This window comes from Undibacterium sp. GrIS 1.8, from assembly GCF_040544445.1.
In the GTDB taxonomy this organism is placed as follows: Bacteria; Pseudomonadota; Gammaproteobacteria; order Burkholderiales; family Burkholderiaceae_D; genus Undibacterium.
This window is the reverse complement of record NZ_JBEONQ010000006.1, coordinates 20,854-38,305: the sequence shown is the minus strand read 5'-3', so window position 1 is coordinate 38,305 and position 17,452 is coordinate 20,854. Positions and strand designations below refer to the sequence as shown.

Genomic DNA, 17,452 nt, shown 5'->3' with positions numbered 1-17,452 from the left:
TTTCTATTAAATCTCCTATCACCTCGTAGCAACGCAGACGGCATTTGTTGTTTAAATGGAAAATCTGCTTTAAGCAAAATTTGCTTTTTGATCGAGGCTTGTTAAAGCCTTGCCTGTAAGGCAAAAGACAAACTCAGCTTTTTATAGAGAAGTTGATATGACGTTTATTTGACACACTTTGTCTTATGTAGCCAAGTCTTGCGCCTCTCTTAGACTTCAAAAGTTCACAATCTTTATCTCTGTGTATGAGTTGGGGGAGAGATTTCAAGCAAAAACACGTCACTTGTCGTGTTACCATGTTTTGAACTATTTAAAGTATCTAACTCATTCTATTCATGTTATTCGGACGCAAAAAAAATCCATTTTCTAATACAGATAATTTTCCATTAATGGATTCTGTTATAGATTTTGACGAAACCTTGCCTTCGATCGAATCTACAGGACGTCGTCAAAACGATACGTCAAAGACGCCAGTCAAACGTACTACCCGTCAAAAATGGCTGATCGCCAGTCTTATGATTGCCTTTTACTTTGCAGGAGTCTTGGTGTTTTATAGCCTGGGCATGGTACAAAAGTCTACTGTAGTTGTCCTGACGGGCCTGATTGCGATTTTCCTCGCTAGCTTTTACTTTATTTTCCGCTCGGGAATTCATCTTAATTTTCGTGAGAAACGATTAAAGCTTCCGATCGTGACGACCGCTTTGGCATCAATGTTAGTGATCTGTTACCTTGATCCAGCAACCCATATTCTTTTTACCCCGTTCACTTTTATTGCGATTGCTTACGGCATGTATCGCATCTCTAACAAAGAAGTGATGATCTTGGCGACAGCAGTCTTGCTCGGTTTTGCTTTGGTAATGTTTTTGCATTATCACAATTGGCATAATCTTGCTCTTCTAAAGCTGGAATTCATGCACTTGGTTACCTTGGTAGTTTCTTTGCCAGCGTATGTTTTTTTAACCGGGAAAGTGCAGTTGCTGCATCGGGTATTGCACCGTGCTAGCCGTAAAATAAAAAATATTGAGGAGGATGCTCAAAGGGATAATCTTGTCGGTTGTTTTAATCGGCGTTATACCGTTGCGGCACTAGAAGAGCAAAAGCAATTATCGGATGAAAACAATACGCCATTTTGCTTGGCGGTCATCGATCTAGATCACTTTAAACGGATTAACGACGAGCTCGGTCATCTTGGCGGTGATGAGGTACTACGTACTTTTTCACAGATAGCGCAAGAGAATATCCGCACCGGAGACATCTTTGGTCGTTACGGTGGCGAGGAATTTTTGCTGATTTTTCCAACTACGCCATTGTTACCTGCATTGAATACGTCTGAGCGGATTCGCTCCCAAGTAGAAGTGTATTCCTGGGATGAGGCTCTGCAGCGTCGTGTTTCCGTCTCTATCGGCGTGACACAATATATTCCGGGAGAATCGGTACTGGAATTGTTCTCCAGAGCAGACACAGCGATGTATATGGCAAAACAGGGCGGTCGCAATCAGGTTGTTGTCGAAGAGCCTGTGGCTCGCTAGAGCAGCTTATTTTTCAGTTGCCACGCAGATACACTCAATCGTCCTCAGTTATTTAAAGGGCGCTCTAAAAATCATGATCTGGTAAAAAAGGTCGTGATCATTTCAAACCTTACCGCTCCAAAATACCGATAAGTTGCTGCATCGATGTCAGCAAACTCTGCCTGGCGCCAGAGTTTATTTACCTCACGGTAAAAGTTTTTGGAAATCTCCCAAATTTAACCTCCAATGTTTATAAGCCTTTCCGGGGTATATTGGCCCGGGAGGCGCAGATTGTATGGACAAAGAAATTTGGGTTTTCAGTCAAGTCTATGATTATCTTGATCTGCAAAGCAAGCTTAGTAAGCTAGCCCAGAGCACATATTGCTCTGGATAGATAAAAAATTACCAGCAACAATTAAGTTACAAACTCCCTTTGTTTTTATGCACATCTGGGTTAAACCTCTTGTAACTTGCCGTTATAATTCTCCCAGTAAATTTTCAAGCCATTTTTATTGACACTTTTTCGTGTCTTTTGACATCTTATTCGCTCGCACATTCATGAATACTCTTATCTGGTTTGTCATTCTGTACTGGATTATCTCAATCGGTATCGGTTTATACGCCGCCCGCTACGTGAATAACTCCAAAGACTATGCAGTGGCTGGCCGTGCACTGCCTATGTACATCGTCACCGCGACTGTATTTGCGACCTGGTTTGGGTCAGAAACGGTGCTGGGGATTTCTTCCACTTTTGTGAAAGATGGTCTGAGGGGAGTCGTCGCCGATCCTTTTGGCTCATCGCTGTGTTTGATTTTTGTCGGGCTGTTTTTTGCTCGTCCGTTATACCGTATGAACTTACTGACGATCGGCGACTACTACCGCAATAAGTTTGGCCGCACGGTAGAAGTCCTGGTCACCTTATGTATCGTGGTGTCGTATCTCGGTTGGGTTGCCGCGCAAATTAAGGCATTGGGTCTGGTATTTAACGTGGTGTCGGGTGGTGCAATTTCTATGGATCTGGGCATGATGATCGGCGCTGCCAGTGTGCTGATTTATACCTTGATGGGCGGTATGTGGTCGGTAGCAATTACTGATTTTTTACAGATGATTATTATCGTGATTGGCATGTTGTACATAGGCTGGGAAGTCTCTGGCATGGTCGGTGGCGCAGGTAATGTGATTGCGCATGCCGCGAATGCCGGCAAGCTGGAATTTTGGCCTGCACCCAATGCCAAAGATGCCCTTTGGTTCTTTGCTGCATGGATCACGATGATGTTGGGATCTATTCCACAGCAGGACGTGTTTCAACGGGTAGCCTCGTCTAAAAATGAAAAAATCGCTGGTAACGCCTCTGTTCTGGGCGGCGTATTGTATTTTTGCTTTGCCTTCATTCCTATGTTCTTAGCCTATTCTGCCACCATGATCGATCCAAAAATGGTCGAAAGCTTGATCGACAAGGATTCACAACTGATTTTACCGACGCTGATCATGACCAAAGTGCCAATGCTGGCGCAAGTGATGTTCTTCGGCGCTTTGCTATCTGCAATTAAGAGCTGTGCCAGCGCTACCTTGCTGGCACCTTCAGTCACTTTCTCTGAAAATATTTTGAAGGCATTTTTCCCCAAGCAAACGGATAAGCAATTCCTTTTTATGATGCGCTCCGTCGTGTTGGTGTTCACGCTGATAGTGACGCTGTTTGCAATGAACACAGGTTCTAGCATCTATAAAATGGTTGAAAATGCTTATAAAGTGACTTTGGTCGCTGCCTTTGTGCCGCTTGCTTTTGGTTTGTATTGGAAGCGTGCTACCACCCAAGGTGCTTTAGCATCGATAGTGCTGGGTTTGACTTCATGGATATTTTTGGAAATTCAAAGTCCTGAGGGTTTATGGCCTCCGCAACTGGTCGGTGTTGTGGTCAGCATGGTCAGTATGATTGTTGGTTCTTTGTTACCGCAATTCACTCCAAGGCAAGCTGCAGTCTGAGGTTGGTCTGACCTCGGCCTGGATTCTTGGTGAATAACTTGTATGACTTACGCAAAACCTCCCCAAAGCGTTGTAGCTCCGGGGCTTAGTAACTTAGGTATGTAGTACAGTCTTCGTCGCTACGCCTTGCTGAGACAATTTTGTGCAAGTCCTAAATTGCTCAATAAGATCGGCATTGAGGCCGGGAAAACCTTTATAATTCAGGGTTTTACAAGTTTTCTGGATGAACGAAGATGCCTATCTATGCTTATCGCTGTGAAGAGTGTGGTTTTGCCAAGGATGTATTGCAGAAAATGTCTGACGATCCTCTGAGCAATTGCCCCTCTTGTGGCAAATCAAGTTTTAAAAAGCAGGTAACGGCTGCTGGTTTTCAGCTTAAGGGTTCTGGCTGGTATGTGACGGATTTTCGTGGCGGTTCTGGTGGAGCAACTGCGCCAGTGGCAAATTCCGAGTCGGATGCGCCTTCTTCCGCTAGTGCGGAGTCTGGCAAGGGCAGCGGAACCGATGCAACTAGTGTTACGGCGAGTACTACTAGTGCAAATAGTCCAACCAGTGCCAGCAATCTGACTTCTGCTACGCCTACTAGCACATCCTGATTGCGATAAACCTCCGTGCTGGACGAAACTACTGGACGAAAACATCTGATTCAGTCACGACCTTAAATTGACCTTAATTCCATTGGCTGTTAGACAAATAAATGCGTAAATACTTTATTACAGGCTTACTGATATTGGTGCCTTTAGCCATTACCTTATGGGTATTGCATGCCATTATCAGCACAATGGATCAGTCATTGCTCCTGTTACCTGAGCAGTGGCGGCCAGAAGCACTGTTTGGTTTTAAAATTCCGGGCCTAGGTACTATCCTGACGTTGCTAATTATTTTCGTCACGGGTTTGCTGACACAAAATTTTATTGGCAATTATGTGGTCAAGATTTGGGAGGGCTTGCTAAACCGCATTCCTATCGTCAATTCGATTTACTCCAGTGTTAAGCAGGTTTCGGATACTTTATTTTCGTCTTCCGGTAACGCTTTTCGTAAGGCCGTGTTGGTACAGTACCCACGTCAAGGATCGTGGACTATCGGTTTTCTCACTGGAGTTCCAGGCGGGGATGTCGTTCAGTATCTGGATGGCGATTACGTTAGTATTTACGTGCCGACTACGCCAAATCCAACATCAGGATTTTTTCTGATGGTACCAAAAGCAGATGCAATCGAATTAGATATGAGTGTTGATGCCGCCCTAAAATATATTGTATCAATGGGCGTAGTCGCTCCCGATCAACTGCCAGTTGAAAAAAAATAAAGGCAATATTGCTGGGTTTTTAGCGCTTGATTTCATATCAAGATAAAAATCATAGAGTCATTGGGTATCAAAAATTAACGTAATTTTGTATAAATTTAAAACAGACAGGTAAGAAAATATGTCCATGCGTACTCACTATTGCGGCCTCACCACTGAGGAATTACTCGGCCAAACCGTTAGCCTGTGCGGCTGGGTGCATCGTCGCCGTGATCACGGCGGTGTTATTTTTATCGATTTACGTGACCGCGAAGGTCTGGTGCAAGTTGTCTGCGATCCTGATCGCGCCGACGTATTTAAAGCCGCAGAATCAGTCCGTAACGAGTTCTGTCTGCGCATCACTGGCGTAGTCCGTAGCCGTCCTGACGGTACCGTTAATGCTAATTTGAAATCCGGCAAAATCGAAGTGCTGGCACACAATGTTGAAGTGCTCAATCCTTCGGTTACACCACCGTTCCAGCTCGACGACGACAATTTATCTGAAACAACTCGCCTGACACATCGCGTCTTGGATCTGCGTCGCCCGCAAATGCAAAACAATTTGCGTCTGCGTTATAAAGTGACGATGGAAGTGCGTAAGTTCCTAGATGCGAATGGTTTCATCGATATCGAAACGCCGATGTTGACCAAATCTACGCCAGAGGGCGCACGCGATTATTTGGTGCCATCTCGTGTCAACGCCGGTAGTTTCTTTGCGTTGCCGCAGTCACCGCAATTGTTCAAGCAGTTGCTGATGGTCGCCAACTTTGATCGCTATTACCAAATTACCAAATGCTTCCGCGATGAAGATTTGCGTGCTGATCGTCAACCAGAATTTACCCAGATCGATTGCGAAACCTCGTTCATGAATGAACAAGAAATCCGCGATATGTTTGAGGGCATGATACGTCTGGTATTCAAAAACACGCTAGATATCGATTTACCAAATCCTTTCCCGGTAATGGATTTTGCTGAAGCGATGGGGCTATACGGTTCTGACAAACCAGATATGCGCGTTAAGCTGCAATTCACCGATTTGACGGCAGTAATGAAGGACGTTGATTTTAAAGTCTTCTCTGGCGCAGCAAATATGGATGGCGGTCGCGTAGTCGGCTTGCGCGTACCGGGCGGCTCTAACATGCCACGTTCCGAGATCGATGCTTACACGCAGTTCGTCGCGATCTATGGTGCTAAAGGTCTGGCTTACATCAAAGTGAATGAAAAAGCCAAAGGCCGTGATGGTTTGCAGTCTCCAATCGTTAAAAATATCCATGATGCAGCGATCGCACAGATTTTAGAATTGACTGGCGCTCAAGATGGCGATCTGATTTTCTTCGGAGCGGACAAAGCTAAAGTGGTGAATGATGCGATCGGTGCTTTGCGCGTCAAAATCGGTCATAGTGAATTTGGTAAAGCTAACGGCTTGTTTGAAAACGTCTGGAAGCCATTGTGGGTCATCGACTTCCCTATGTTTGAGCATGATGAAGAAAATGATCGTTGGACTGCGACGCACCATCCTTTCACTGCACCAAAAGACGGTCATGAAGATTTTATGGAAACTGATCCGGGCAAGTGCATCGCCAAAGCCTACGATATGGTCTTGAATGGCTGGGAATTGGGCGGCGGTTCTGTCCGCATCCATCGCGCTGATGTACAAAGCAAAGTATTCCGTGCATTGAAGATTGACGACGCAGAAGCGCAACTCAAGTTTGGTTTCTTGCTAGATGCCTTGCAATACGGCGCGCCTCCGCATGGTGGCCTGGCGTTTGGTCTGGATCGTATTGTGACGATGATGACGGGTGCAGAATCTATCCGTGACGTGATCGCTTTCCCTAAGACACAACGTGCGCAATGTTTGTTGACGCAAGCACCGTCTGCTGTAGATGAAAAGCAATTAAAAGAATTGCATATCCGTTTGCGTACCGCTGAACCGGTAATCAAGGCATAAGTAGCGATCATCAACGGTGGTAATCAACAGTGTTGATCAGCAAACAAGCCATCCATAAGGCATAATCAGGGCGCGGTATTCCGCGCCTTTTTTTATTGGATAACATGGTTAAAATTCCTGAATCTGTACTGGTCATTATTTACACCAAAGACTTAGATGTTTTGCTAATCGAACGTGCCGACCAGCCCGATTTTTGGCAGTCGGTTACTGGTTCTAAAGATAGTCTGGATGAACCCTTATTACTCACTGCACAGCGAGAAGTGATGGAGGAAACCGGGATCGACTCCAGTGCGGCTGGTATCGTACTGAGTGACTGGAGGATTTCTAATATTTATGAAATTTACCCGATTTGGCGACATCGTTATGCTCCCGGTGTGACGCAAAACACCGAGCATGTATTTGGTCTGTGTGTGCCACGAAATATCCCAATTCAGCTAGCACCGCGCGAGCATGTGCAATACTGTTGGTTGCCATACCGTGAGGCCGCGGATCGTTGCTTTTCTTCCTCCAATGCGGAAGCGATTTTGCAGTTACCTGCAATGCACGCGCTCGTATGATTGTCCTTTACTACTTTGTTCATCATTGATTGATTTTCCCATGAAATTACGGATTGCGACCTACAATATTCACAAGGGCGTCAGTGCATTTGGACGACGCACACGTATCCATGACATCAAAGCTGCGATTGATTTGCTGGATGCTGATCTGGTATTTTTGCAAGAGGTGCAAGGTCAGCATGATCTGCATGCAGCGAAACATGCGCATTGGCCAGAGCAATCTCAACATGATTTTTTGGCTGGCGAATCGCATCATTCCGCTTACGGAATGAACGCAATATATGAACACGGGCACCACGGAAACGCGTTGCTAAGCCGTTTTGCGATTTCTGATTTTACTAATCATGATGTCTCCGATCATGCTTATGAGCAGCGCGGGATTTTGCACGCAGTGATAGGCACACCTGGTGCCGATATCCATTGTTTTGTGATTCATCTGGGTTTGTTTGCAGCGAGTCGCCGTCGTCAGGTACAGGCACTGATTAATCAGATTAAACATAGTTTGCCGGCTGACGCACCGCTGATCATTGCGGGTGATTTTAATGATTGGCAAAATCATTTGAGCGCCAGTTTGTACCAGGGCTTAGGTGTGACAGAAGTATTTGATAATGTGATTCCAACGACAGGCAATAGTATTTTTTTTTCGCGTAAAAGTAGTATTCAGCATGGACGAACTTTTCCAGCAGGCTTGCCTTTTTTACGTCTGGATCGCGTTTATGTCCGTGGTTTTAAAATAGAAAAAGCGCAAGTCATGACTGGTGCGCCGTGGACTAAATTATCTGATCACGTACCGATTGTGGCAACGCTAGAGCTGATCTCTGTAATAGCTCCAGAGTCAACAAAAAATTCAAGTCTCCTGCTCGACCTGACGTCTGATAAGACCCATGCGTAAGCTCCAGTTTGTTTCTGGTAATGAGGTGCGCTTGCTATGTTGTGGTGCCGAGTATTTTTCTTCCCTGGTCGAAGAAATAGACGCGGCGCAAAAAGAAATTTATCTACAAACCTACATCTTCTCAAACGATGTAAATGATCCCACTGCCATGCGTGTGCAGCAAGCTTTGGTGCGCGCTGCACAACGTGGCGTGATGGTACGAGTCATCATTGACTGGTTAGGCAGCGGTGGCCGGCAATCAGATGCTTTAGTTCATCATTTTATTCAATCAGGGGTCGAGTGTCGCAGTTTTAATCCCTGGTTCAGACGTGGTCTGGCGCGTACCCACAGAAAAATTTGTGTGATTGATCAGCGTTGCGCTTTTGTCGGTGGCCTGAATATTATTGATGACTTAATTGCTGACCACGGTTCTGGAGAAATTTTGACATCGCCGCGTTGGGACTTTGCGGTGCATGTGGTTGGTGCTTTGGTAGAACATATCCGTTTAGAAGTGGCAACCCAATGGATGAGGTTGGGACGTTTAAATCTAAAATCGCGCTTTCAACTATTAAGACGATTACATGACGAGGATCAGGAAAACTCGCATCAGCCAATGTTGGCTACTTTTGTGGTACGGGATAATTTGCGTAATCGCGCCACCATACAGAGCGCCTATTTACATGCATTAGGATTCGCCAGAAAGCGCGCGATACTTGCTAATCCTTACTTTGCTCCCGGCAGGAAATTCCGTAGTGCCTTAATCTCTGCCGCCAGTCGCGGTGTTGATGTGACCTTGCTGGTAGGCGTGGGTCAGTTCCATTTGCAAGATGCAGTGACACATTCTTTTTATCCAAAGTTACTGAAGCACGGTGTCAAAATTGTCGAGTGCCGTAAAACGGCTTTGCATGCCAAAGTCGCGGTGATTGACCATAACTGGGCCACCGTCGGGTCGAGTAATTTTGATGGTCTGAGTTTATTCGTCAATCAAGAAGCCAATGTCGTGATCCGCGATGTTGGTTTTACAGAAAATCTGACGGCGCATCTGGAGCAGGGTATTGCCGATGGCGTCGCCATCATCGCGGCGGACTATGCCAATCAGCCTTGGTATAAGCGTGCTTGGTACGGTTTTGCGTATATGGTTTATCGTAGCCTGATGCGGATTGTGACGCTAGGCGGCTATACCTCATGAAGCTGTACGGCGTTGACTTTACCTCTGCACCGAGCAAGCGCAAAGGAATTACGATTGCCGCCGCAGAACTACAGCCTGCAAGGGGAGATGAGCAGCCGACCTTGGTGCTGCAATCGCTAGCGTCTTTGTCTGACTTTGATCAATTTGATGTCTGGCTACAAAGCCCCGGGCCTTGGTTGGCTGGCTTTGATTTGCCTTTTTCTTTACCGCGAGAACTAATAGAGCATCTGGCTTGGCCTGATAACTGGGTGGATTTGATGCGACATTTAGAAGGCATTACTCGTGCTGAAATGCGCGCGCTATTCAAAGCTTTTTGCGATGCACGACCAGCCGGTAATAAATTTGCCCACCGCGCCACCGATATTCCTGCCAATTCATCACCGTCGATGAAATGGGTTAATCCGCCCGTTGCCTACATGTTGCATGCCGGTGCACCACGTTTGTTGCGTGCAGGACTGCACTTGCCCGGCATCTATTCTGGTGACGCTACAAACCCTGCACACAACGACTATGCAGAGGCCAGAATCGCGCTAGAGGCTTATCCTGGCATGGTGGCACGCAGTATCACCCGTGCATCTTATAAAAGCGACGATAAGCGCAAACAGACTTCAGAGCGGCGCGACGCCAGAGCGCAAATAATTGATGCTTTGGAAGCCGGCAATACGCCCTGGCAGATTCGCCTGGGTTGCGGCGAATTCCGTCAGCAATTATTGGAGGATGGTAGCGGTGACTATCTGGATGCTGCCTTGTGTGCAGTACTGGCAGCTTGGGGCTGGCAGCGACGTGATGCTGATTTCGGCTTACCTCGGTTTGATGCGCTGGAGGGGTGGATTGTTGGTGCTTAGCTGGATAAACCCAGATTTTCCATTAGATCGCTACCACTTCGCAGAAACCCAGACGGCGTGCGGTCTTCAGAGGGATAGCACCACCGCGATTTGAGTGGGAACGCTAGAGCGACAAGTGTGCCTTTGGCGAAACTGCCTGGCGTTGTTGCTCCTCCTAGCAAGATGCAGCTTGCGTCGTCGTCGCGTCTAGCCAGTCAGTTCGCCAAAGGCACACTTGTCGCTGTTCCAATGGAAAATCTGGGTTAAATAGTCTTCCTGATTTATCGTAAATGTATCAAGGATTAAATATACTCCTATATAGTATATTTAAGACGTCCAATTAATCATTGGACATTTGGCATTATTTATTAAAAAATTGGGGGAGTATATTGATTGCCGGCTTAGACGACCTGTTCACTATGGCGCCGTAGTCGCACCGCAACCATTCTTTTAACCTAAGTGTTCTATCCCTTGTTTATCCCGCTGCTGCCTGTATCCCGGCAGTAATAAATCGCAATAAATAGGGCGCAGCAACAGCGGCATTACGTGCCGGACATAATCCTTCTGATAAACGCTCAATCCGCGTATCCACCACGTGATGCAATAACGCCCCAAGTGCAAATTGATAGCACCAGAAAACAGTGGCTTTGGATGCCGTAGGCAAAGCGCCGCTTAAGGCGGCGATAAATTCTCTTGCCATGGGATCATAAAACTCACGGGTAATCCGGTCGCTCGCCTCATGCCTATCTACCACGCCGCGCATCACAATGCGCGAGAAATTAACGCCATGATCCTGCTCATTCAGTTTTAACACCGGAGTAATAAAGGCGGCAATAATGGCGTTTAAGGCGACTTCGGGATTGGTATGTAATTTCGCCAGCCGCAGCTCTGACAGGCGCTCTGCCATATAGCTGCTATGGTGCTCGTAGATGGCGTGATACAACTCATTTTTTGCGCCAAAATAATATCCCACCAGTGCGACTGGCACGCCAGCTTCATGAGCAATATCGCGTATCGATACACCCTGGTAGCTTTGCTCTGCAAAACACTTCTCCGCAGCAATCAAAATCGCGCGTTTTCTTCCGCTTAGATCATCTAATGAGCTCATGGGAATCTTTATTAGAAAGCAATTGCTTGGTCTGCGGATTGTACGACCGTACAAGCATTTGTCTATGCGCGGCGCAGCATTTGCACTTTCTTTGTGCAACCTGTTCACAGTGCCCAACAAATCTCTTGTAATTGAGTGGGGGGTGAAATACATTCAATAAAACAAAAATGCACAATGTTTCTGATCTAAACCCAAGACTTTGTAAACAGTCAGAGCTTGGTCAGGAGAGAAAAAATGAGACTCTACCCGGACTGGTCAGACAGCCAAATTGCATATTAACGACAAATTGACGACAGTTTGACGACACACTAGGCACATATAAACGGGACAATCGTGGGACAAGTTTTAGGGCAAATGAACAGTATCAGAATCGACAAATGGCTATGGGCTGCCAGATTTTTTAAGACTCGTACCCTCGCCACCAATGCGGTCGAATTAGGACGTGTGCTGCAAAACGAAGAACGTATTAAGCCTGCCCATAACGTCAAGCCTGGTGATCTGCTAGAAATTCATCACGCTGACCAAATTTGGGTTATTCAAGTGCTGCGGATATCTGATACGCGTGGCTCCGCTGTAGTTGCACAGAGCATGTATCAAGAAACCGATGCCAGCATCGCTCAGCGAGCCAAGCTTGCACAAGACAGAAAATATTTCCGCGAACCGAGTGCTACACTCACCGGACGTCCTACCAAGCGAGACCGGCGTTTACTCGATTTCAGCAGAAATTAAAAAGGGCGGGAGACTTTAGTTTGATATTTGATTTATATATAGCCTCAATACTGGCCTCAGAAAAAATCCTTATTCAGTAATATCAAGCAATTCTCGTAAGTCCAAAAACTTAGGAGCCAGGTGAGTATCAATGATTTACCTTAGGTGTTTAGTCCCAAATTGTCGTCCTCTAAATAGATACTCTCCTCTAAAGCCGTTTTCTAGTTTGACTTTTAGTGCGCTGTGCTTAATAGTACGAGCGTTCGATTAATTCACATGTTTGCATCATAGTTGTGCGTCTGTGCATCATTTCAATACGAAAAATGTAATATGAATATGACATCGAAATTTATGCGTAAAGGCGAACTTACCCGCGCCGCCATTTTGGATGTGGCCTTAGACGCCGCTAGCCGCGATGGTATCGAAGGTTTAACCATAGGTTTGCTGGCCGACAAAATGAACATGAGCAAGTCTGGCGTGTTTGCTCATTTCGGCTCGCGTGAAGATTTGCAGATCGAAGTGCTGAAGTTGTATCACCATCATTTTGAGCAAGAAGTGTTTTATCCCAGCATGAAAGAAGAACGTGGTCTGCCGCGTTTGCAATCCATGTTTGCCTTATGGGTCAAACGCGTCACGGTTGAAATCGCCTCCGGTTGCATCTATATCAGCGGCGCAGCCGAATACGATGATCGCCAAGGTCCCATCCGCGATGAATTGGTCGGTATGGTGCATGCATGGCAAGGCGCATTGCGTCGTGCCGCGACTTTGGCAATACAGTTGGGGCACTTGGATCAAGACGTAGACCCGGAGCAGATCGTGTATGAAATGTATGGGCTGATTTTGGCGCTACACCACGACGCACGGTTTTTACGCAAACCAGGCAGTGTAGAAAGAGCCGCAGCAGGGTTTGAAAGATTAATTGAATGTTATGCGCCGCAACTGGAAAAAGCTGTCACGGCTTAATTCGATTTAACAAGCCATCAATAAGTGGCTTGTAAGTGATCAACAAGCGATCACTTAAATCGTCGCCAGGTAAGTAGTCATAAAGAATGTAATAACGCCGTCTTAATTTTGTTTTACTTTTTAGTCTTCAGGAGAAAATCATGGGTCAATACGTCGCTCCCTTGCGTGATATGCAGTTCGTTCTGCATGAGCTGTTAGCCGTAGAAGGCGAACTAAAGCATTTGCCAAAATACGAAGAAATTGATGCCGATATCATCAATCAAGTGTTAGAAGAAGGTGGCAAATTCACTTCGCAAGTCTTGTTCCCATTAAACCATTCTGGCGATCGTGAAGGCTGCCATCACGACAAAGTAACGCACGCTGTTACCACACCAAAAGGCTTTAAAGAAGCCTACAAACAATACGTAGAAGCTGGCTGGCCAGCATTGTCTTGCGACCCGGAATACGGCGGCCAAGGCTTGCCACTGGTGCTGAATAATTCATTTTACGAAATGATGAATTCTGCCAATCAAGCCTGGACTATGTACCCAGGTTTATCACACGGCGCATACGAATGTATCCACGAACACGGTACACAAGAACAGAAAGATTTGTACTTGCCAAAACTGATCAGCGGCGAGTGGACTGGAACAATGTGCCTGACTGAGCCACATTGCGGCACTGATCTTGGTATGTTGCGTTCTAAAGCCGAGCCACAAGCTGATGGCTCCTACATGATCTCCGGCGCGAAGATTTTTATCTCCGCTGGTGAGCACGACATGGTTGATAACATCGTGCATCTGGTGCTGGCACGTTTGCCTGGCGCACCAGAAGGCTCCAAAGGTATTTCTCTGTTCATCGTGCCTAAATTTTTACCTAATGCGGATGGCAGCGTTGGTGCGCGTAATCCTATTTTCTGCGGCGCGATCGAAGAAAAAATGGGCATCCATGGCAACTCAACTTGCCAGATGAATATGGACGGCGCAAAAGGTTGGTTGATCGGTCAGCCGAACAAAGGCCTCAACGCGATGTTCGTCATGATGAATGCAGCACGTCTGGGTGTGGGTATGCAATCCCTGGGCTTGACTGAAATCGCTTACCAAAATGCGCTGATTTACGCAAAAGATCGTCTGCAAATGCGCAGCTTGTCTGGCGTAAAAGCACCAGACAAACCAGCCGATCCTATCATCGTGCATGCTGATGTGCGTCGTATGTTATTCACCGCCAAAGCCTACGCAGAGGGTGGACGTGCATTTTGTGCCTATGTCGCTTTGCAGCTGGATAAAGAATTAAATCATCCTGATGAAGAAGTCCGCAAAGAATGCGCTGATGAAGTCGCATTACTGACACCAATCATCAAAGCCTTCATCACCGATAACGCATGGACAGCCACCTCTGAATGTATGCAGGTATACGGCGGCCACGGTTTTATCGCTGAGTGGGGCATGGAGCAATATGTACGTGATTCACGTATCAACATGATTTACGAAGGCACTAATACGATCCAGTCTTTGGATTTGTTAGGTCGTAAAGTCTTGGGTGATAACGGTGCTAAGTTGCGTAAGTTCGGTGCAAAAGTACAAGCATTTGTTGAAGCCAATGGTACCAATGAAGCAATGAGCGAATTCGTTACTCCGTTGGCTGAGCTGGGCGATAAGGTCACTAAGTTGACAATGGAAATCGGTATGAAGGCGTTCCAGAATCCAGATGAAGTCGGTGCTGCTGCTGTACCGTATCTGCGTGTTGTCGGTCATATGGTATACAGCTATTTCTTCGCGCAAATGGCAAAAATCGCTCTGGAAAAACAAGATTCCGGCGACACCTTCTACAAAGCAAAATTAGCGACAATTCGTTTCTACTTTGCACGTCTGTATCCAGAAACAGCGATGCTGATCCGTCAGGCACGTTCTGGTTCTGCAAATCTGTTATCGCTCGAAGCTGATTTGTTCTGATGAAATACTGAGCAGGCGTGGGGTGCAACATACACACCTTTACGCCTCTCTTTCATTTCAAATGGTGCGCATGGCGCACCCTGTGAGATCTAAGCCTCTCTCGTCATTGAGAGAGGGCACAAAGAAATTGCTTTTCGTTGTTCTACGAATTCCACATGAGGTTAAAAATGACCAATTTCATCGTTAAAAAAGTCGCCGTTCTTGGTGCCGGTGTGATGGGCGCGCAAATTGCTGCGCACTGCATCAACGCAAAAGTACCTGTCGTATTGTTTGATCTGCCAGCCAAAGAAGGCCCGAAAAACGGTATCGTTTTGCGCGCGATCGAGAACCTGAAAAAATTGAGTCCTGCTCCGTTCGGCAACAAAGATGACGCAGCCCTGATTGAAGTCGCTAATTACGAAGACAATCTGGAATTACTCAAAGGTTGCGACCTGATCATTGAAGCGATTGCTGAGCGCATGGACTGGAAGCATGATCTGTATAAGAAAGTGTCCCCTTACATCGCACCAAACGCGATCTTCGCATCGAATACATCTGGTCTGTCCATTACGGCCTTGTCTGAAGGTTTTGAGGCTGAATTAAAAGCCCGTTTCTGCGGCGTGCATTTCTTCAACCCACCGCGCTACATGCACCTGGTTGAATTAATACCGACGGTAGCAACCCGTCCAGAAATCATCGACCAGCTCGAAGGTTTCCTGACTACCTCATTGGGCAAAGGCGTTGTACGCGCCAAAGATACACCGAACTTCATCGCCAACCGTGTTGGTATTTTCGGTATGCTCGCCACGATTCATGAAGCAGAAAAATTCGGCTTGTCCGTCGATGTCGTCGATGATCTGACCGGTAAAAAACTCGGCCGCGCTTCGTCCGGTACTTTCCGTACTGCCGACGTCGTAGGTCTGGACACGATGGGTCATGTCATCAAAACGATGCAAGATAATTTGTCCGACGATCCATTTTTTGCTGTCTACAAAACACCAGAAGTATTAGCGAAACTGGTTGCCGCCGGTGCACTGGGTTCCAAAACTGGCGCAGGTTTCTATAAAAAAGTAGGCAAAGATATTCAGCGCCTCGATTTCGCCACAGCACAATATGTGACTGGTGGCGCGAAAGCGGATGACGTTGTTGCCCGTATGCTGAAAGAAAAAGATCCCGTCAAGAAAATGAAGACCTTGCGTGAATCGACCAATGTACAGGCACAGTTCCTGTGGGCGATTTTCCGCGATGCTTTTCACTACATCGCTGTACATAGCGCAACGATTGCCGACAATGCACGCGACATCGATTTCGCAATGCGTTGGGGCTTCGGCTGGAATGTCGGTCCGTTCGAGACATGGCAAGCATCCGGCTGGCAAGAAGTTGCTGGTTGGGTGAAAGAGGATATTGATGCGGGTAAAGCATTGTGTAACGCACCCTTGCCAGCTTGGGTATTTGACGGACGCACAGGCGTACATACAGCAGAAGGCTCCTGGTCAGCGGCTAGCAGCACTTATGTACCACGTTCTACATTAGCGGTATATGACCGTCAGGCTTTCCGCGCTCCGGTATTGGGCGCTGGTGCACCGACTGGTGCAACCGCAGGCACGACTTTCTTCGAAGATGACTCCGTGCGTATCTGGCACCAGGGTACTGATCAGAAGCCTGATGACGTACTGATCTTGTCCATGAAGACTAAGATGCACGTGATTGGTCCTGGCGTAATCGAAGGCATGGAAAAAGCGATTGCCGAAGCCGAGAAGAATTACAAAGGTCTGGTAATCTGGAATGCTGATGCAGCCGAAGGCGGTGCCTTCTCAGCAGGTGCTGATTTGCAAGCGATGTTGCCATTGTTTATGTCTGGTGGCGTCAAAGCCATCGAGCCAGCGATCTCGCGTCTGCAACAAGCACATCAAGGTTTGAAATACGCTAATGTACCTGTCGTCGCTGCAGTTGCCGGTCTGGCACTCGGCGGTGGTTGCGAACTGATGATGCACGCAGCGAAACGCGTGGCTTCTATCGAATCCTATATTGGTCTGGTCGAAGTTGGTGTAGGTCTGGTACCAGGCGGTGGTGGTTTGAAAGAAGCCGCAGTCCGTGCTGCAGCCGATGCCAAAGGTACTGACTTGCTGCAATTCCTGAAGAACTATTTCACCAATGCAGCGACAGCCGCGGTATCTAAGTCTGCATTAGAAGCGCAAAAAATGGGTTACCTGTCGCAAGACGACGTGATCGTATTCAATGCTTACGAGTTGTTGCATATAGCAAAAGTCGAAGCACGCGCTATGTTTGATGCAGGCTATCGCGCACCAATGCGCAAGCTGGTGCCAGTCACTGGTCGTCACGGTATCGCCTCGATCGCTGCGCAATTGATCAATATGCGTGATGGCGGTTTCATCTCTGCACATGATTACAAGCTTGGTAAGATGATTGCCGAAGTGGTCAGCGGCGGCGACATCGACAATGGCAGTCTGGTCAGCGAACAATGGTTGCTCGACCTGGAGCGCAAAGCGTTTATGGAATTGTTGAATCATCCAAAAACGCAAGAGCGGATCATGGGCATGATGCAAACTGGCAAGCCAGTCCGTAACTGATACGCAAATA

Annotated in this window: 15 protein-coding genes; 14 read left to right on the top strand and 1 reads right to left on the bottom strand. The window is 47.0% G+C overall.

Annotated elements, in window-relative coordinates; genetic code table 11:
• Positions 1-389: 389 nt before the first annotated feature.
• The 10 genes from AAKU64_RS04220 to AAKU64_RS04175 all read left to right on the top strand — a co-directional run bounded on the left by AAKU64_RS04220 (position 390) and on the right by AAKU64_RS04175 (position 10,429).
• The gene (locus AAKU64_RS04220; protein WP_354329614.1) at positions 390-1,529 is read left to right on the top strand and encodes a GGDEF domain-containing protein; all 1,140 of its coding nucleotides are present in this window, start codon (positions 390-392) and stop codon (positions 1,527-1,529) included.
• 537 nt (positions 1,530-2,066) lie between these two features.
• Entirely contained in the window at positions 2,067-3,491 is a 1,425-nt protein-coding gene (locus AAKU64_RS04215; protein WP_354329612.1) for a high affinity choline transporter 1, read from the top strand.
• A gap of 233 nt (positions 3,492-3,724) precedes the next feature.
• Positions 3,725-4,087, top strand: a complete 363-nt coding sequence (locus AAKU64_RS04210; RefSeq protein WP_354329610.1) for an FmdB family zinc ribbon protein — start codon at positions 3,725-3,727, stop codon at positions 4,085-4,087.
• A gap of 101 nt (positions 4,088-4,188) precedes the next feature.
• Entirely contained in the window at positions 4,189-4,797 is a 609-nt protein-coding gene (locus AAKU64_RS04205) for a DUF502 domain-containing protein (RefSeq protein ID WP_322121207.1), read from the top strand.
• A 118-nt stretch (positions 4,798-4,915) separates the two neighbouring features.
• Positions 4,916-6,721 carry an aspartate--tRNA ligase gene (aspS, locus tag AAKU64_RS04200; protein WP_354329608.1) on the top strand — a complete coding sequence of 602 codons (1,806 nt, stop codon included), beginning with the start codon at positions 4,916-4,918 and terminating at the stop codon, positions 6,719-6,721.
• A gap of 104 nt (positions 6,722-6,825) precedes the next feature.
• Positions 6,826-7,278, top strand: a complete 453-nt coding sequence (gene nudB, locus AAKU64_RS04195) for a dihydroneopterin triphosphate diphosphatase (RefSeq protein WP_354329606.1) — start codon at positions 6,826-6,828, stop codon at positions 7,276-7,278.
• Positions 7,279-7,318: 40 nt separating this feature from the next.
• Positions 7,319-8,170 carry an endonuclease/exonuclease/phosphatase family protein gene (locus AAKU64_RS04190; RefSeq protein WP_354329604.1) on the top strand — a complete coding sequence of 284 codons (852 nt, stop codon included), beginning with the start codon at positions 7,319-7,321 and terminating at the stop codon, positions 8,168-8,170.
• Entirely contained in the window at positions 8,163-9,338 is a 1,176-nt protein-coding gene (locus AAKU64_RS04185) for a phospholipase D-like domain-containing protein (protein WP_354329602.1), read from the top strand. Before AAKU64_RS04190 ends, AAKU64_RS04185 begins: the two co-directional genes overlap by 8 nt.
• Positions 9,335-10,183 (top strand): DUF429 domain-containing protein, encoded by an 849-nt coding sequence (locus tag AAKU64_RS04180; RefSeq protein WP_354329600.1) that lies wholly within the window; start codon positions 9,335-9,337, stop codon positions 10,181-10,183. The genes AAKU64_RS04185 and AAKU64_RS04180 overlap by 4 nt, the downstream gene beginning before the upstream one ends.
• Positions 10,184-10,300: 117 nt before the next feature.
• Positions 10,301-10,429 (top strand): hypothetical protein, encoded by a 129-nt coding sequence (locus AAKU64_RS04175; protein WP_354329598.1) that lies wholly within the window; start codon positions 10,301-10,303, stop codon positions 10,427-10,429.
• A 208-nt stretch (positions 10,430-10,637) separates the two neighbouring features.
• Here the strand turns inward: AAKU64_RS04175 and AAKU64_RS04170 are convergent, their stop codons facing one another.
• Positions 10,638-11,270 carry a TetR/AcrR family transcriptional regulator gene (locus tag AAKU64_RS04170; protein WP_322121213.1) on the bottom strand — a complete coding sequence of 211 codons (633 nt, stop codon included), beginning with the start codon at positions 11,268-11,270 and terminating at the stop codon, positions 10,638-10,640.
• A 354-nt stretch (positions 11,271-11,624) separates the two neighbouring features.
• Here AAKU64_RS04170 and AAKU64_RS04165 point away from each other — a divergent pair, with 354 nt between their 5' ends.
• The 4 genes from AAKU64_RS04165 to AAKU64_RS04150 all read left to right on the top strand — a co-directional run bounded on the left by AAKU64_RS04165 (position 11,625) and on the right by AAKU64_RS04150 (position 17,442).
• Positions 11,625-11,999 carry an RNA-binding S4 domain-containing protein gene (locus AAKU64_RS04165; RefSeq protein WP_354329746.1) on the top strand — a complete coding sequence of 125 codons (375 nt, stop codon included), beginning with the start codon at positions 11,625-11,627 and terminating at the stop codon, positions 11,997-11,999.
• 330 nt (positions 12,000-12,329) lie between these two features.
• The gene (locus AAKU64_RS04160; RefSeq protein ID WP_354329744.1) at positions 12,330-12,941 is read left to right on the top strand and encodes a TetR/AcrR family transcriptional regulator; all 612 of its coding nucleotides are present in this window, start codon (positions 12,330-12,332) and stop codon (positions 12,939-12,941) included.
• A 140-nt stretch (positions 12,942-13,081) separates the two neighbouring features.
• Positions 13,082-14,872, top strand: a complete 1,791-nt coding sequence (locus AAKU64_RS04155) for an acyl-CoA dehydrogenase C-terminal domain-containing protein (RefSeq protein ID WP_354329596.1) — start codon at positions 13,082-13,084, stop codon at positions 14,870-14,872.
• 167 nt (positions 14,873-15,039) lie between these two features.
• A complete protein-coding gene (locus AAKU64_RS04150) occupies positions 15,040-17,442 on the top strand; it encodes a 3-hydroxyacyl-CoA dehydrogenase NAD-binding domain-containing protein (RefSeq protein ID WP_354361519.1) in 2,403 nt (800 codons plus the stop codon).
• Positions 17,443-17,452 lie beyond the last annotated feature (10 nt).

Coding starts and splice junctions, on each gene's coding strand:
- aspS (WP_354329608.1), top strand. CDS start 4,916: ATGTCCATGCGTACTCACTATTGCGGCCTCACCACTGAGGAATTACTC.
- AAKU64_RS04190 (WP_354329604.1), top strand. CDS start 7,319: ATGAAATTACGGATTGCGACCTACAATATTCACAAGGGCGTCAGTGCA.
- AAKU64_RS04155 (WP_354329596.1), top strand. CDS start 13,082: ATGGGTCAATACGTCGCTCCCTTGCGTGATATGCAGTTCGTTCTGCAT.
- AAKU64_RS04170 (WP_322121213.1), bottom strand. CDS start 11,270: ATGAGCTCATTAGATGATCTAAGCGGAAGAAAACGCGCGATTTTGATT.
- AAKU64_RS04180 (WP_354329600.1), top strand. CDS start 9,335: ATGAAGCTGTACGGCGTTGACTTTACCTCTGCACCGAGCAAGCGCAAA.
- AAKU64_RS04185 (WP_354329602.1), top strand. CDS start 8,163: ATGCGTAAGCTCCAGTTTGTTTCTGGTAATGAGGTGCGCTTGCTATGT.
- nudB (WP_354329606.1), top strand. CDS start 6,826: ATGGTTAAAATTCCTGAATCTGTACTGGTCATTATTTACACCAAAGAC.
- AAKU64_RS04150 (WP_354361519.1), top strand. CDS start 15,040: ATGACCAATTTCATCGTTAAAAAAGTCGCCGTTCTTGGTGCCGGTGTG.
- AAKU64_RS04205 (WP_322121207.1), top strand. CDS start 4,189: ATGCGTAAATACTTTATTACAGGCTTACTGATATTGGTGCCTTTAGCC.
- AAKU64_RS04210 (WP_354329610.1), top strand. CDS start 3,725: ATGCCTATCTATGCTTATCGCTGTGAAGAGTGTGGTTTTGCCAAGGAT.
- AAKU64_RS04215 (WP_354329612.1), top strand. CDS start 2,067: ATGAATACTCTTATCTGGTTTGTCATTCTGTACTGGATTATCTCAATC.
- AAKU64_RS04160 (WP_354329744.1), top strand. CDS start 12,330: ATGCGTAAAGGCGAACTTACCCGCGCCGCCATTTTGGATGTGGCCTTA.
- AAKU64_RS04220 (WP_354329614.1), top strand. CDS start 390: ATGGATTCTGTTATAGATTTTGACGAAACCTTGCCTTCGATCGAATCT.
- AAKU64_RS04165 (WP_354329746.1), top strand. CDS start 11,625: ATGAACAGTATCAGAATCGACAAATGGCTATGGGCTGCCAGATTTTTT.